Origin of the sequence: Pantoea sp. EKM21T (assembly GCF_011800405.1) — a bacterium.
GTDB classification, from domain to species: domain Bacteria; phylum Pseudomonadota; class Gammaproteobacteria; order Enterobacterales; family Enterobacteriaceae; genus Pantoea; species Pantoea agglomerans.
In genome coordinates, this window is the sequence record NZ_JAALFV010000001.1 from 49507 (window position 1) to 64225 (window position 14719).

General features: G+C 57.5%; 14 protein-coding genes. 6 read left to right on the forward strand and 8 right to left on the reverse strand.

What is annotated here, in order from left to right; translation table 11 throughout:
• The first annotated feature begins 87 nt into the window (after positions 1–87).
• Complete coding sequence (locus HFD87_RS00225; RefSeq protein ID WP_033757353.1) at positions 88–348, forward strand: type II toxin-antitoxin system RelE/ParE family toxin; 261 nt, start codon at positions 88–90, stop codon at positions 346–348.
• A 72-nt stretch (positions 349–420) separates the two neighbouring features.
• Positions 421–786, forward strand: coding sequence for a helix-turn-helix domain-containing protein (locus HFD87_RS00230; protein ID WP_010246157.1), 366 nt, complete (start codon positions 421–423; stop codon positions 784–786).
• Between the two features lie 122 nt (positions 787–908).
• Here HFD87_RS00230 and HFD87_RS00235 read toward each other — a convergent pair whose 3' ends face one another.
• The 3 genes from HFD87_RS00235 to ghrA are packed head-to-tail and all read right to left on the reverse strand — an operon-like array spanning position 909 to position 3221.
• Positions 909–1475, reverse strand: coding sequence for a molecular chaperone (locus HFD87_RS00235; RefSeq protein ID WP_033779385.1), 567 nt, complete (start codon positions 1473–1475; stop codon positions 909–911).
• Positions 1476–1502: 27 nt separating this feature from the next.
• Entirely contained in the window at positions 1503–2240 is a 738-nt protein-coding gene (locus HFD87_RS00240; protein ID WP_033771485.1) for a phosphatase, read from the reverse strand.
• A gap of 39 nt (positions 2241–2279) precedes the next feature.
• On the reverse strand, positions 2280–3221 hold the full coding sequence (gene ghrA / locus HFD87_RS00245; protein WP_061704062.1) for a glyoxylate/hydroxypyruvate reductase GhrA: 942 nt from the start codon (positions 3219–3221) through the stop codon (positions 2280–2282).
• Between the two features lie 210 nt (positions 3222–3431).
• On the opposite strand from ghrA, the gene treA reads away from it, so the two are divergent.
• Both treA and HFD87_RS00255 read left to right on the forward strand, forming a co-directional pair.
• Positions 3432–5117, forward strand: coding sequence for an alpha,alpha-trehalase TreA (treA, locus tag HFD87_RS00250; protein WP_010669886.1), 1686 nt, complete (start codon positions 3432–3434; stop codon positions 5115–5117).
• Between the two features lie 191 nt (positions 5118–5308).
• On the forward strand, positions 5309–7408 hold the full coding sequence (locus HFD87_RS00255) for a TonB-dependent siderophore receptor (RefSeq protein ID WP_167422801.1): 2100 nt from the start codon (positions 5309–5311) through the stop codon (positions 7406–7408).
• 67 nt (positions 7409–7475) lie between these two features.
• On the opposite strand, the gene HFD87_RS00260 is transcribed toward HFD87_RS00255, so the two are convergent.
• Positions 7476–7724: a GlsB/YeaQ/YmgE family stress response membrane protein gene (locus tag HFD87_RS00260; protein WP_010246168.1), complete on the reverse strand. Its 249-nt coding sequence runs from the start codon at positions 7722–7724 to the stop codon at positions 7476–7478.
• A 210-nt stretch (positions 7725–7934) separates the two neighbouring features.
• On the opposite strand from HFD87_RS00260, the gene HFD87_RS00265 reads away from it, so the two are divergent.
• Both HFD87_RS00265 and HFD87_RS00270 read left to right on the forward strand, forming a co-directional pair.
• Positions 7935–8669, forward strand: a complete 735-nt coding sequence (locus HFD87_RS00265) for a flagellar brake protein (protein ID WP_031592913.1) — start codon at positions 7935–7937, stop codon at positions 8667–8669.
• Positions 8670–8765: 96 nt separating this feature from the next.
• A complete protein-coding gene (locus HFD87_RS00270) occupies positions 8766–9896 on the forward strand; it encodes a mechanosensitive ion channel family protein (RefSeq protein ID WP_022625831.1) in 1131 nt (376 codons plus the stop codon).
• Between the two features lie 112 nt (positions 9897–10008).
• Here the strand turns inward: HFD87_RS00270 and HFD87_RS00275 are convergent, their stop codons facing one another.
• Genes HFD87_RS00275 through HFD87_RS00290 form a run of 4 tightly spaced genes read right to left on the reverse strand, consistent with a single transcriptional unit; the run spans position 10009 to position 14705 of the window.
• Complete coding sequence (locus HFD87_RS00275; protein WP_167422802.1) at positions 10009–11427, reverse strand: L-fucose/L-arabinose isomerase family protein; 1419 nt, start codon at positions 11425–11427, stop codon at positions 10009–10011.
• 20 nt (positions 11428–11447) lie between these two features.
• Positions 11448–12935, reverse strand: a complete 1488-nt coding sequence (locus HFD87_RS00280) for an FGGY family carbohydrate kinase (protein WP_167422803.1) — start codon at positions 12933–12935, stop codon at positions 11448–11450.
• A 2-nt stretch (positions 12936–12937) separates the two neighbouring features.
• Complete coding sequence (locus HFD87_RS00285; RefSeq protein ID WP_010669881.1) at positions 12938–13882, reverse strand: transketolase family protein; 945 nt, start codon at positions 13880–13882, stop codon at positions 12938–12940.
• A complete protein-coding gene (locus tag HFD87_RS00290; RefSeq protein WP_033757344.1) occupies positions 13875–14705 on the reverse strand; it encodes a transketolase in 831 nt (276 codons plus the stop codon). Before HFD87_RS00290 ends, HFD87_RS00285 begins: the two co-directional genes overlap by 8 nt.
• Positions 14706–14719 lie beyond the last annotated feature (14 nt).

Below are 14719 nucleotides of genomic sequence, written 5' to 3' on the forward strand. Positions count from 1 at the left end.
TTAGAAAAATAATGTTGATAGCATTAGATTGCTATCTTATTATTTACACATGACTCAGGGACGAAGTTCATTGAAACGGGGTGCAGAATGGTCAGGGTAGACTGGTCCAGGCGGGCATTGAAGCACCTTATGAAGATCGACAAACGTTATCAGAAAATCATTTACCAGAAGGTGGGTGAGTTAGTCAGTTTCCCGGTCGTCACACTGGACATTAAAAAAATGCAGGGCAGCGATAATCACTACCGGCTGCGGGTTGGCAACTACCGGGTCCTTTTTACGTTAACCGGTGGCGAACCGGTGATTCTGGAAATTACAGAGGTAGCAAGAAGAACATCCGTCACTTACTAAAGCTTTTGGGATACCTGCATAGCCTTACGCACTCACGACCTCTGCTGCGACACACAATTACCCGGATAAACTATGTCAAAACAGTACATCTATGATGAAGCAGGCAAACCCCAGTTTGTGGTCTTGCCGGTGGCGGAATATGAAAGGCTGCTCTCGGCCAGCGATGGCGAATGGGAGACTATTCCTGTGGAGGCTGATGAGCACGACGATGAGACGATCCCGCACGACGTTGCAGGGATCATGATTGAGCAGGAAGTGAGTCTCCAGGCGGCCTGGCGCATCTGGCGGGGGCTTAGCCAGCATGATGTGGCTCAGCAGTTGGGAACCACCCAAAGTGCGATCTCTCAACTGGAGCGTATTGAAAGTAAGCCGCAGAAAAAGACGCGTGAACGTCTCGCAAAACTTTATGGCTGCCGACCCGGGCAGTTAATCCTGTAAGCCGATTGAGAGGGTTCAGGTGCCCGAAAAAAAGCACGCCGTATCCAGAGAATCCCCCCAGAACCCATTGAGAAAGATGATTCAGCACTGTGCGCCGGGTACGCACCCGGCGACGTGGTGAATCAGGCGTCAGGCGTCTCTTCCCTGCTATCCAGCAGTTCGTTGTACATCGCCTGGATCGCTTCGCGGCTCAGCATGGCAAGAGTACGATAAAAGGCCGTGGTCGCGTGCGCTTCCACTTTCCCCAGGAAAGCACCGCACCACGGCAGCAGATACTCTTCAAACAGCGCCATCTGCGCCGCGCTCTCATCTTCCGCTGACTGATCTTCCAGCCATGACGCAGCCAGCATCAGCACACCAAAATGATCAGCAGGCGCATCGCTCAGCGGCATTCCGCGTGACGTTAAAAACGCACGCACTTCTGGCTCCGTTTTGCCTTCCGGCCACTGTGAGGCGTACGGCGGCACGTTGCAATCGCTGCCAACAAACAGCGCGTTGTAATCGGCGGCCAGCGCCTGGGGATCGCTGTTCTGTTGCAGACGGGTCAGCAGCTCATCCTGCTCCAGCGGCCACTGCGACTGCAGTTTGCCTTCACGCAGCAGCGTAAACAGCGGCACCAGCAGCGGGTCCTGCGGCTGACGATTAAACAGTGAGCCGATCACGCGGCACAGAATGGAAAACTCATTCATGAGTCAGATTTCCTTGAGGCAAGTAAATTAAAAGTCAGCCAGTTCAGCAATATGTTTGCCGCTGCGCAGCTCCAGAAAGTCGAGCAGGCGACGCGGCGTGACATTTAACACCCGATCCTCAGGAAAATCCACCTCGCGGGCGATGCGCAGGCAGTGATCGAAGTGACCCAGCGTAAACGCGGTGTGGGAATCGGAGCCAAATGCCAGACGTCCACCGGCATCGCGCACGGCGGCAGCGATAGCCCGGCAGTTCGGTTCACTGCCCGGACGCGAATGGGTAAAGGAGGAGTTATTCAGCTCCAGCGCCACATCGTAGTGCGCGGCTGCCTCGGCGATAGCCGGGATATCGACCGGGAATTTCGGGTTGCCCGGATGACTGATGATATGGACCAGCCCGCCCGCCATCGCAGCGATCATCGCATCCGTGTGATGTTTCCGGTCGCGCGGCGCATAAACCGGCTCGTGAAAACCGGCGACGATCAAATCCAGCGCATCGAGCATCGGGCCGGAACAGTCGATTTCGCCCTGCTGATTTTTAATATTGGCTTCGATACCGCGCAGAATACCCACGCCATCGATCACGCGCGGCCAGACGCGCATATTAATGAAGTGCCAGTAGTGCGGCGCGTCGGCCATGTCGGGGCCGTGATCGGTAATGGCAAACAGTTTCATGCCGGTTTGCTTCGCCTGAGTCACGTAGTCGTGCAGCGTGCTGTAAGCATGCGTGCTGGCGATGGTGTGCATATGCAGATCTACCGGATACATCCTCTTCTCCTGCTGATTGCCCCTGACGGGGCCGGTTCATTAATAGCCGCGCTGACGATCCACCCTGCCCTGCGGCGGCTCGCCTGCCTGGTCCTGGGTGATGGCGCGGGCGATGTAGTCGATAGCTTCGTCGATCAAGGTTACCGCCGCATTATGGGGCGTGATCGTGACGCGCGGATGTGACCAGAGCGGATGCGCTTCGGGCAGCGGTTCAACCTGAAAGACATCCAGCGCCGCCGCTTTCAGCTGCCCGCTATTGAGCGCGGCCAGCAGATCTTCTTCCACTACCTGCGCGCCACGCGCGATGTTAAGGAAGAAAGCGCCGTGCGGCAGCTGCTGTAAAAAGTGGTGGTCGATAAGATTAATGGTCTCGTGCGTGCTCGGCAGCAGGTTGATCACCACCCGCGTCTCCTGCAGAAAGGCAGGCAATGCATCGCGACCGGCAAAGCTGGTCACGCCATCAATTTCTTTGGGCGAGCGGCTCCAGACGCGTAACGGGAATCCCCAGGGTTTAAGGCTTTCCGCCACACTCTGCCCCAGCACGCCCGCCCCCAGGATGCCGATAGTAAAGTTTTCACGCGTGTAAGCGGGCAGTGGCTGCCAGCACTGTTGCTGCTGCTGGAGACGGTAGTCGTCAAAACGGCGGAACCAGCTCAGTACGCTATGAACCGCATACTCCTGCATCTGCCGTGCCATGCCGGTATCTTCCAGCCGGTACAGTGGCACGCTGTCGGGCAGCATCTCAGGGTTCTGCTGCAGCTGTTTCAGAATCTCGTCCACGCCTGCCCCCAGCGCAAAGACGCCGCGCAGAGTGGCGCGTCCCTGCAGCATTTCTGTGGGGGGCGAACGGACCAGCGCGTAATCAGCCGGACCACTATCGCCTGGCTGCCAGGCACGCACCCGCGCCTGGGGCAGACGCTGTTGTAAACCGTTAATCCAGGCCGCTGCAGACTGCGACGGGTGATACCAGATGATCTCCATCCTGCTCTCCTTTTTTTCTTTCAGCGTCAGGGAAAAGTAGGGTGAGAGCAAGAAAAAACCAGCGTAATAAAGCGGTTTTTTCCATAAAAATAATTCCCGTGGCTTCACATTTCCGGCTCGCTTCAGGGTGAAGTGGTCAGATAAGGTCTAAAGTTGGTCCTGTGGTCAATGCGTTACGCGCGGCCGCGTTTCGGACAAGGAGAAAAACCGATGACAAAAATTGAGGTAAACGCCGCTCCACGGCGTCAGCGTTATGCGCCCTTTCTGCTCACGTTGCTGCTGAGCGTACCCGCCTTCACTGCCCAGGCCGACGACAACAGTCGCATGCTGAATAATCAGCCGCAGCCGCCTGACGTTCGTTTAGGACCGCTGTTTAATGCCGTGCAACAGGCGAAGTTCTATCCCGATCAAAAGACCTTTGCGGATGCGGTGCCGAAATTCGATCCCGCCTCAATTCTTGCCGACTGGCAGATGCAGAAGAAACAGCGCAATTTCGATCTTAAGCGTTTTGTGGATGCCAACTTTACCCTGCCCGCGGCCGGTGACAAATATGTGCCGCCAGCCGGACAAAACCTGCGTGACCACATTGATGGCCTGTGGCCGGTGCTGACGCGCACCACCAGCAGCGCCGGTCAGTATGACTCGCTGCTGCCGTTGCCCAAACCCTATGTGGTGCCAGGCGGGCGCTTCCGCGAAGTCTATTACTGGGACAGCTACTTCACCATGCTGGGGCTGGCCGAGAGCGGGCACTGGGATAAAGTGCAGGATATGGTGGATAACTTCGCCTCGCTGCTCGACCGCTATGGCCACATTCCCAACGGCAACCGCAGCTACTACCTGAGCCGGTCACAGCCGCCGTTCTTCAGCCTGATGGTCGATCTGCTGGCGACGCACGATAACGGCAAAGCCTATACCCGTTATCTGCCGCAGCTGCAGAAAGAGTATGACTACTGGATGGCAGACAGCGATAAAGTCGCGGCGGGCGCAGCCAGCAAGCGTGTGATTAAGCTGGCGGACGGCAGCCTGCTCAACCGCTACTGGGATGCGCGCGACGTGCCACGTACAGAATCCTGGATGGATGACATTGCCACCGCCCAGAAAGCGCCGCAGAGGAATAAAGCCGAACTCTACCGGGAGCTGCGTTCCGGTGCGGCGTCGGGCTGGGATTTCAGTTCGCGCTGGTTTACCGATGCGCATAACCTGTCGACAATTCGTACCACGCAGCTGGCCCCGGTTGACCTCAACAGCCTGCTGTTCCATCTGGAGCAGACCCTGTCGAAAGGCTATCAGATGAACAAGCAGAGCGATCTGGCGAAGCAGTTTGCCGATCGCGCGGAGAAGCGCCAGGCGGCGATCAACCGCTATCTGTGGGACAGCAAACAGAACTGGTACGCCGATTATGACTGGCAGAAAAAGCAAGTCCATCCTCAGCTGACTGCTGCCGCGCTGTTCCCGCTCTATCTGCAGGTCGCCAGCGATAAGCAGGCTGAAAGCACCGCCAGCGCAGTGGAAAAACAGCTGCTGAAACCTGGTGGTCTGGTGACCACCACCGTGAACAACGGTCAGCAGTGGGATGCACCCAATGGCTGGGCACCGCTGCAGTGGGTTGCTGTGGAAGGTCTGGAGCATTACAACCAGCCAAAACTGGCGAAAGAGGTGGGATTACGCTTCCTGCAAAACGTTCAGAACACCTATGACCGTGAGCATAAGCTGGTGGAGAAATATGTCGTTGATGGCAAAAATCTCGGCGGCGGCGGTGGCGGTGAATATCCGCTGCAGGATGGCTTCGGCTGGACCAACGGCGTCACGCTGAAACTGCTGGATAAGTACTGCCCGAAAGATAAAACCTGTAACAGCGCCCACGATATTCCGCAGGCGTCTGCCTCACAACCTTAATCCACTCTGGATACCTCTGGCCTTGCCGGGGGTATCCCCACTTCATTTCCGCGAATTTTACTTGACCTTCTTTCATCAACAGGCAAAATTGCAGCCAATTTACAAAAGGTAATAATTCTCATTATGATAATGAGATTGCCTATCAAAGCTTTTATTCACCTGCCTGAACCTTTGCCAAGAAAGGAATTTTGATGAAACTGTCATTGTCGCTGAAAGGTTATGTTCCCCTATGCACCCTGGCGCTGACCGCGCCTGCTCTGAGTTATGCTGCCGATATGGTGGTAACCGCGCAACCGCAGGAAGATTCGACCTCGCCGACCCAGGGCTATCTGGCGACGACCAGCCAGGGCGCAACCAAAAGCGATCGTCCGCTCATCACCACGCCGCAATCGATTTCCGTGGTTACCCGCCAGCAGATGCAGGATCAGGGCGCGCTGACCCTGAATCAGGCGCTGGGCTATAGTTCCGGCGTCTTCACCAACTTCGGCGGTGCCGCAACCCGTTACGACACTATTGCACTGCGTGGCTTCCATGGCGGCGATGTCGATAACACCTTCCTCGACGGCATGCGGCTGATGAGCGACGGCGGCAGTTTCAACGGCCTGCAGGTGGATAACGCCTTCCTTGAGCGCATCGACGTGATCAAAGGCCCCTCTTCTGCGCTCTATGGTCAGACCGTGCCGGGCGGACTGGTGAACATGGTCACCAAGCGTCCTCAGTTCAGCGAAGAGGGTCACATCCAGTTGCAGGCGGGCAGCAATGCCACCACCGGCACGATGTTTGACTACACCAATGCCATCAACGATCAGTGGGCGTTTCGCCTGACCGGCGTGACCCGCAACAGCGATACCCAGTACGATCACACCCGCGAAGAGAAATATGCGCTGATGCCGCAGCTGATGTGGCAGCCTGATGAAGATACGCATCTGATCCTGAAAGCCTATCTGCAGAAGGATCCGTCGGGCGGCTATCACGGTTCGGTACCGGGTGACGGCAGCCTCACCGAACACAACGGCTACAAGCTGAGCAACGGCTTTTATGAGGGCAACAGCGATCTCGATCAGTTCAAGCGTCGCGAGCAGATCTACAGCTTCGATTTCGCCCATCGCTTTAACGACGTCTGGTCATTCTCCTCGACCGGCAGCTACAGCCACTCGAATGTCGATCTCGATCAGGTCTATCAGATTGGCTGGGACAGCGTGAATCCCGATCTGCTGAACCGCTATTACTCTGGCGAGCGCTCGTCGCTCTCGGCCTGGTCCACCGATAACCGCTTACAGGCGGAGTTCGATACCGGCGAGCTGGAGCACCGCGTCACCCTGGGTGCTGAGTATCATCGTTATAAAAATGAGATCACTGCCGCAGGCGGCTCGGCCAACCAGCTTAATGCACGGACTGGTGAACAGGTTGGCGACATGCCTGATTACACCTGGGCCGATAAAACCCGTCGCTACTATCAGACCGGCCTCTATCTGCAGGATGAGATGAAGCTGGATCGCTGGCATCTGGATCTCTCCGGTCGTTATGACCGCATTGTCGCCAATAACAGCGGCAGCGACCGCCGTCAGGATGATCACATCAGCGGCCGCGCAGCACTGCTCTATGCCTTCGACAACGGTATCTCGCCTTACGTCAGCTGGAGCCAGGCGATTACTCCGACCGCGCTCACCGATCCCAACAACAACCTGCTGAAGCCGACTACCGCCGAGCAGTATGAAGCCGGGGTGAAATATCAGCCGGTCGGCACCCGCGATCTCTATAGCGTGGCGGTGTATGACCTGACGCAGAAAGATGTGGCGAACCGCGACGTGCTGACGGCGACTTATACGCCATCAGGCAAAGTGCATTCACAGGGCATCGAGCTGGAAGCGCGTAATCAGTTAACCCCGCGTCTGAGCACCGTGGCGAGCTATACGCTGAATCATCTGCGCTTTAAAGAGTCGGTGGATGGCAATGACGGACATACGCCATATGTCACACCCAACAGCATGGCTGCACTCTGGGGTCACTATAAGTTTGATTATGGTTTGAGTGCGGGTGCGGGCGTGCGTTACATCGGCAAACAGTGGGCGGACAATGAAAACACCACGCGTGTGCCGTCTGTTACGCTGTTTGATGCGTCAGTGCGGGCCGATCTCGGCGTCTGGAACAGCAGCCTGAAAGGTGCATGGGTGCAGGTCAATGCCAATAACCTGACCGATCGTACCTATGTAGCGGGCTGTTACGGCACGGGCTATTGCTACTGGGGCGCAGAGCGCAGTGTAATGGCGACAGTCGGTTACGACTTCTGATTGCAAAATAAGAGATAAAAAAAGGGGACGAATCGCTTCGTCCCCTTTTTCGTTTAAACCTTTACGGTCAACTGCGTACTTTGCGGTAGATAAACAGCACCACAATGGCACCGATAACAGCGACCACAAAACTTCCGAAGTTAAACCCATCGACGCGGCCGAAGCCAAACAGCGTACTGATCCAGCCACCCACTACTGCACCGATAATACCCAGAACGATAGTCAGAATGAAACCGCCACCGTCTTTACCCGGCATAATCCACTTTGCCAGAATACCTGCGATTAAGCCAAAGACGACCCAGGAAATAATACCCATCTGTTGCTCCTTCCTTTTTTGATTAAATCGTGAACGCCTGATTAATCAAGCGGTTTACCGCGATAAGTATAACCAGCTTTTCAAAAAATGCCTGCCTGCTCACAGTTATTATTGATGAATAGCATGCTAAAGCTTTTTTTTGCCGCGCCGATAACCGAGACGAGGCAAAAAAACCGCATCAATAAAGTAACCCCCCTTGTGGAGCAGGACGTGAAAGAAGCCGACCAGGAACAATATCTAAAACGTGGCACGCTGGCGGTTCTTGGCGTTATGAAAGATCTGCTGCGATTGCAGACGCCATTACTGGTGCGCTTTCCGCGTGGGCAGTTTATCAGCCGGATGCTGGCTGCCGATGAAGATCGCCTGCTGTTTGACCTCGGCAGTAATAATCTGGATAACGATTATGCCCTGACCAGCGACGATCTCAGTATCACCGCGGAAACCTACGGCGCTAAGGTGGAATTCAGCCTCGCCGCGCTGGAAATCGTGGAGTTTGAAGGGTTACCCGCTTTCAGCGCGCCGCTGCCAGACCTGCTGTGGCAGATCCAGCGACGTGAGTTTTTCCGTGTCTGCGCTCCGCTGGAGCCGCAGTTCTGGTGTCATACCGTGTGGCCCGATGGCAGGAAAACGCGCCTGCGTCTGCAGGATCTGTCGCTGGGCGGTATCGGCGTGCTGGTAGATGAAGCGCTGCCGGACGGGTTGCAGGACGGTGACAGCTTCAACCCGTTCCGGGTCGAGCTGGGCGAGTATGGCCATTTTGACGTGCCGGTAAAGCTGCTGAGCATTGGCGAGCGCAGCGTGGTAACCGGCAAAAATGAAACCCGCATCACACCGCGACTGAGCTTTCGTTTTGCCACGCTGAACCCGGCGCAGGAGCGGCAGCTTCAGCAGATTATTTTTGCCCTTGAGCGCCTGGCGCGCGATAAATCGACCCGATTCCAGTAACCGCTTTACGGATGCGCCACACAGGTGGGCCGCATCCAGGCTATGCTTCTTGCTTGTTTTCTTTTAAACCGGAACCCAGCAAGGAGACCCTCCCCAATGGAAAACTGGCTTTCTTCACGTCGTTTTCACTCCCTCTTTTTTAATCAGGAACTCTGGCTAAACAGCGCCATCGTGGTGGTGTCCACGCTGGTGATTTACTGGATATTACGTACTCTTATTCGCTTTATCTCCAACCGGATTGCCCTTTACAGCGAACATCGTCATGTTCGCGCCACTGCGATTCTGGTGGAGATATTGCGCAGTACCAGCCAGACCCTGCTGCTGATCTTTTCGCTGCTGATTGCCCTGAAGTTTGTCGATCTGCCCGCGTCGTGGAGTGTAACCATCGCGCACGGCTGGTTCCTGGCGCTGATTGTGCAGCTCGCTCTGTGGCTCGACTGTGGCATCCGGCTATGGCTGAAAAGCCTGCTGCGTGACCCGCTGCACGTGCGCAACCCGGTCACTACGGTGATCCTGGGGATTCTGCTGCGGGTGGTGGTCTGGATCATGATGTTCCTGGCCATTCTGTCGAACATGGGCATCAACATTACCGCACTGGTCGCCAGCCTTGGGGTCGGGGGCATCGCGATTGCGCTGGCGATTCAGACCGTACTGAGCGATGTGTTTGCGTCGCTGGCGATAGGTTTTGATAAGCCGTTTGAGCATGGCGATTTTATTGTCTTTGGTGACATTGCCGGTTCCATTGAGCACATCGGCCTGAAAACCACCCGACTGCGCAGCCTGAGTGGCGAGCAGATTGTCTGCTCAAATACCATTCTGTTGCAGCAGACGATCCACAACTATAAGCGCATGCAGCAGCGCCGCATCGTCTTTAAGTTTGGTATCAGCTATGCCACGCCGTCAGAGCAGGTTCGGGAGATCAGCCCGCTGGTGAAAGAGATTATCCAGGGCGTTGAGACCACCCGTTTTGACCGCGCCCACTTCCTGGCCTTTGAGGATTCAAAACTGACCTTCGAAGTGGTCTATTTTGTGCTGGATGCGGATTACAACAAGTACATGGATATTCAGCAGGAGATTAACCTGCAACTGATGGCAGCACTTGAAGAGCGAAATATCCGCTTCGCCTTCCCGATTCGTCAGGTGGAGTTCAGCGGCGGCAATCTGCCACCGGTGGATCTGGTTGCGGTACAGAATGATGATGACGAGGTGCGCAGAATAACGCGCTAAATCAGTGCCCGCCTTTCTTTTTCAGAAGTGGCGGGCATACAAGCCGGTGCGGGCGGAATCGTGACCGCACCGGCTGCTTCATCCCTTGCATTCAGCCGTTCCGCCTTACCGCTTACTGATGCCGGTAGCAGCTCACGCCGAGATACTCACTGAACGCTTCCTGCAGCACACCAGCAGTGGCAGAGTGGTTCATCGCCACATGATGCTCAAAGCCGTTACGGCAGATCCACGCCAGCAGTGTCTCCAGCTGCGGCACCTGGATCACCGCACGGCAACCTACCGTGTCCAGCGGATCGGTGACCGACATTCCCTCTCCCACATAGGCCTTGATTTCGCCGCTGAAGTCGTCGGTAGAGAGGCGGAAATAGGTCAGATCGCCCTGCTTCATGCGGCCATGCACTGCGCCACAGGTGTTCTCTTTGCCCACGGTGGTGCCGATGATATCCGCCGTGCCCATGGTCGGTGACTCCAGGCTGGCGCTGGCGAAATTACCGCAGTGAAACAGCACACATTTGTCCCGCTCGTCGCCAAAGTTGTTGTTCCAGTCTGCCAGCGAGGCGGGGTTCAGCGAGCAACTGGCGAGCGCATACATCGACAGCGCCCCCATCACATCCACTTCGCAGGCGCTGGGCATCAGCTGGCCCGACATCACGCTCATGATTGAGCAGACGTTAATGCCCAGGTTCTCCTGCAACGACGTCCAGCACTGGATGGCGGTGGTATCGATATCGTTGTCGCTGATCCACTCGCTGATCACCACAAACAGTTTGGCCATGGTCACCAGTTTTTCACCCGGAATACCCCGCGCATCGGCGTTGGCCTCCAGGATTTCACGCTTCTCTGCCACGCGGATATCGTCATCGCGCAGCCGGTTGGTGCGGGTAAAGATCTCCGATAAATCCAGGGTCTCCACCGCGATGCCCATCTTCTCCAGCAGCTTTTCGCTGTAGCGCACGGTGTTGAATCCGGCGGGCCGGGCACCAATTGCCCCGACGCGTACCCGACGCATGGCATTCACCACCCGACAGAGCTGGCTGAACCGCTGCAGATCCTGCATAAACACGTCGCCGCTCAGTGCGCAGACGTGCTGACGGGTCAGCGTAAACGGGATGCCATATTGCCGCAGGTTGTTGCAGAGTGAAATTTTGCCGCAGAAGCTGTCGCGGCGGGTTGCCAGCCCCATTTTATCCAGATTGTCCTCTTCGGCCTGCACCAGCACCGGCACATTCAGCCCGGCGAGACGCAGCGCTTCCGCGATGGCTTTTTCATCACCAAAGTTAGGCAGCAGCACTACAATGCCGTGAATCGCTTCGCGATGCTGGCGAAACAGCGCGGCGCAGGTTTTCGCCTCCTGACGCGTCTCGACGCCGCCCAGGTTGGTCTGGGTCTCATCCAGCATCACCGTATTAATGTTCATCTTTTCAAACAGCGCGACCGCCTGCTGGCGCGCCTCGCCCACCAGATAGCTGGGAAAAAAACCCCGGTTGCCAATAATGACGCCGAAGGTTAACTGCTGAGGAAGTGTTGACATGGCTCTGCTCCGGATAAGGATTAATGTGGCTGATAACGACAGCGTGCAACGGCGTCAATCCAGCCTTTATAGTTTTCCTGCATACGCTGCGCGTGCTCTTCACGCGGCATGATGACGCTGCCGCCCTGCAGCGCCTGCATATCACTGCCCTGCTGCCACCATCCCAGCACTTTGCCTGCCAGCAGTGCCGCGCCCAGCGCGGAGACCTCGGCGGTAGGCACCCGCTGCAACGGCCGCTGTAACACATCCGCCTGTAACTGCATCAGCCAGCTATTTTCGGTGGCGCTGCCATCCACACAGAGCGCAGGAAGCTGCTGGCCGCTGGCCTGCTCCATGGCAAAAAAGACGTCGGCGATTTGCCAGACGATCGACTCCAGCGCCACCCGCGCCAGCACGGCGGGTGTGGCGGCATCCGTCAGTCCGCACACCATGCCGCGCGCCTGCAGATCCCACCAGGGCGCGCCCAGGCCAGAGAGCGCCGGGACAAAATAGATGCCCTGATTGTCGTCGCAGCGCTGCGCCATCGCGGTGAGCTCGCGCGGCTCCTGCACGCCGAGCATTCTGCCCAGCCAGGCGGCACCGGAACCGGTGTGGGTAATGTTGCCTTCAAAGGCATAACGCAGCGTGCCGTCATGCCAGGCCACGGTGGTGCTGAGGCCATTTTCCGTCAGCAGCGGCGTCGCCATGGACATCATCAGGGAAGATCCGGTGCCGTAGGTGGCTTTCACCACTTCAGACTCGCCGCGCCGCTGCGCCTGTAAGGCGGCATGAGAGTCGCCGATGCGCGCCAGAATCGGCGTGCCTGGCGCTAAGCCGGGAATATCATTCACCGCGACCACGCCCTGTTCACTGGCTGAAGCGGTGATGCGCGGCAGCGCGGCGCGCGGCAGTTGAAACAGCGTCAGCAGCTCGTCGTCCCAGTCATTAAGATGCAGGCTGTAGAGTTGAGTACGGGAGGCGTTAGCATGATCGGTAATAAATACCTCGCCGGCGCTGAGCTGCCAGCTGAGCCAGCTGTCGACCGTGCCGATACAGAGTTCACCCGCCGCCGCCCGCGCCGCGCCGTCAGGAATGGCGGCCAGCATCCCGGTCAGCTTGGCGGCCGGAAACATCGGGTCAACGGCCAGGCCGGTCAAACCGGTGATGCGAGGTGCTTTGCCCGCCTGATGCAGGTCGCGACAGAGTGACTCGGATCGTCGATCCTGCCAGCTCACCAGCGGCGTCAGCGGCTTGCCGTCACGCCGCTGCCAGATCAGCACCGACTCGCGCTGATTACTGATCGCCACAGCCGCGACAGGCGCGCCACCACAGGCTGCCAGGCAATGGGTAATGGCCTCTTTTACCGCCTGCCAGATCGCCACAGGGTCCTGCTCAGCCAGTCCCGGTAGCGGATGTTGCAGGGTTAAGCTCTGGCTGCCGCGTGCCACCACACGGCCATCGCGATCAACCGCAATCGCTTTAGCATTGGTAGTGCCTTCGTCGATCGCCAGAATCAGGGGTCCCACCATGTTTATGCTCCTGCGCAGATGCGCGCTGCACTGTTCACCACGCTACTGGCATCAATGCCATGATGGGCACGCGTAGAGGCGCGATCGCCGGCAATTGCATATTCCCCATCTGCAATGCCGAGCCGCAACAGCGGGATGCCGCAGCCGCCTTCCGCCAGCACTTCGGCCACCAGGCTGCCGACACCGCCATTAACGTTATGCTCCTCTACGGTAATCACCGCTGGGTAGTGATTTAACAGGTTGCGCAGCTGTTGGGTATCACAAGGTCGAATCGATGGAACCGCGATCACACCGGCTGAAATGCCCTGCTCAGCCAGTTGCTCAGCAGCGTGAACCACCTCGTGAACCGTTGAGCCCATCGCCACCAGTGCGATGTCGCTGCCTTCACGCAACAGGTCGATCGCGCCCGGCCTGAACTGATAGCTTTCCTCGTGCAGCTGCGGCAGATCTTTGCCATCCAGACGGATATAGACCGGCCCGACATGCTCAAGGGCGTAATCGATGATCTGCCGGCACTCCAGCGGGCAGGAAGGCGCATAGATCTCGATGTTGCCGAAACCGCGCATCACCGCGATGTCATCAATGCTGTGATGGGTACTGGCTAATGGGCCATAGCTGGTCCCGGCATTCAGCCCGAACAGTTTGACGTTGGTGTTGTTGTAGCAGACGTCGACTTTTACCTGCTCATTGGCGCGTGACACCAGAAACGGCGCGGCGTTACAGGTCACTGCGACCTTGCCGCCCAGCGCCAGACCGGCCGCTGTGCCCACCAGCGTCTGCTCAGCGATGCCGACGTTAATCAGCCGGTCGGGAAACGCCTTGATAAAGGGGGCGATTTTGGCCGTCGACGTGGAGTCGGCTACCACCGGCACCAGATCCACACCGCGATTCACCGCGTCGATAAAGGCCGTGACCATGACGCTTGCTAAATGTTGTGCATTACTCATCTTTCAGTTCCTCCAGTGCCAGTGCGATCTCTTCGCCTTTCGGCACCCGGTGATGCCATTCCGCCTTGCTCTGGATAAATGAGACGCCAAATCCCTTCTCGGTATGCGCCACAATCACCTGCGGTTTGCCGTTCTTCGGCAGGTTTTCAATGGTGTCGACCACCGCCGCCATATCATTGCCGTTGCATTCGGTGACCTCCAACCCGAAGGCGCGCCATTTTTCCGGCAGCGGATCGGTGTTCATGATGTCGCGGGTCGCGCCCGCCAGTTGCAGCTTGTTTTTGTCATTGATGATGATCAGGTTGTCGAGGCCGTAATGCGCCGCCACCAGCGCCGCCTCCCAGTTGCTGCCTTCAGCCAGTTCACCATCGCCGGTCACCACAAAGATGCGGCGCGGGCTGTTATCTTTTTTCGCCGCGATAGCGATGCCCACCGCCACCGGCAGGCCGTGACCCAGCGCGCCGGTGTTCAGCTCAACGCCCGGCGTTTTCTGCCGTACCGGATGGCCGGGCAGATGCGAGTCGGCATGCTGATAGGTCGCCAGCCAGTCGGTCGGGAAGTAGCCCGCTTCCGCCAGCACGCAGTAATAACCCCCCACCGCATGCCCTTTGGACTGGATATAGATGTCACGCTGATCGTCGTCTGTACGATCCGGTGCGCAGTTCAGAATGCGGAAGTAGAGCGCGGTGAGGATCTCTACCTGTGACAGGTCAGCGCCGGTATGACCGCCTGCCGGGCTGCCCGCGTTAAGCTGGATGATGCGGCGGCGGATTGCCCGCGCCCGGCGCTCAAGGTCATCGACCGAAAGATTGAAAGGATTCATACACTACCTCTGAA

What these genes read in the sequence shown, in the direction of transcription:
- HFD87_RS00270 (WP_022625831.1), top strand. Translation starts at nt 8,766, where the DNA reads ATGGAAAACTGGCTTTCTTCACGTCGTTTTCACTCCCTCTTTTTTAAT.
- HFD87_RS00285 (WP_010669881.1), bottom strand. Translation starts at nt 13,882, where the DNA reads ATGAGTAATGCACAACATTTAGCAAGCGTCATGGTCACGGCCTTTATC.
- HFD87_RS00290 (WP_033757344.1), bottom strand. Translation starts at nt 14,705, where the DNA reads ATGAATCCTTTCAATCTTTCGGTCGATGACCTTGAGCGCCGGGCGCGG.
- ghrA (WP_061704062.1), bottom strand. Translation starts at nt 3,221, where the DNA reads ATGGAGATCATCTGGTATCACCCGTCGCAGTCTGCAGCGGCCTGGATT.
- HFD87_RS00225 (WP_033757353.1), top strand. Translation starts at nt 88, where the DNA reads ATGGTCAGGGTAGACTGGTCCAGGCGGGCATTGAAGCACCTTATGAAG.
- HFD87_RS00260 (WP_010246168.1), bottom strand. Translation starts at nt 7,724, where the DNA reads ATGGGTATTATTTCCTGGGTCGTCTTTGGCTTAATCGCAGGTATTCTG.
- HFD87_RS00240 (WP_033771485.1), bottom strand. Translation starts at nt 2,240, where the DNA reads ATGTATCCGGTAGATCTGCATATGCACACCATCGCCAGCACGCATGCT.
- HFD87_RS00235 (WP_033779385.1), bottom strand. Translation starts at nt 1,475, where the DNA reads ATGAATGAGTTTTCCATTCTGTGCCGCGTGATCGGCTCACTGTTTAAT.
- HFD87_RS00230 (WP_010246157.1), top strand. Translation starts at nt 421, where the DNA reads ATGTCAAAACAGTACATCTATGATGAAGCAGGCAAACCCCAGTTTGTG.
- treA (WP_010669886.1), top strand. Translation starts at nt 3,432, where the DNA reads ATGACAAAAATTGAGGTAAACGCCGCTCCACGGCGTCAGCGTTATGCG.
- HFD87_RS00280 (WP_167422803.1), bottom strand. Translation starts at nt 12,935, where the DNA reads ATGGTGGGACCCCTGATTCTGGCGATCGACGAAGGCACTACCAATGCT.
- HFD87_RS00255 (WP_167422801.1), top strand. Translation starts at nt 5,309, where the DNA reads ATGAAACTGTCATTGTCGCTGAAAGGTTATGTTCCCCTATGCACCCTG.
- HFD87_RS00275 (WP_167422802.1), bottom strand. Translation starts at nt 11,427, where the DNA reads ATGTCAACACTTCCTCAGCAGTTAACCTTCGGCGTCATTATTGGCAAC.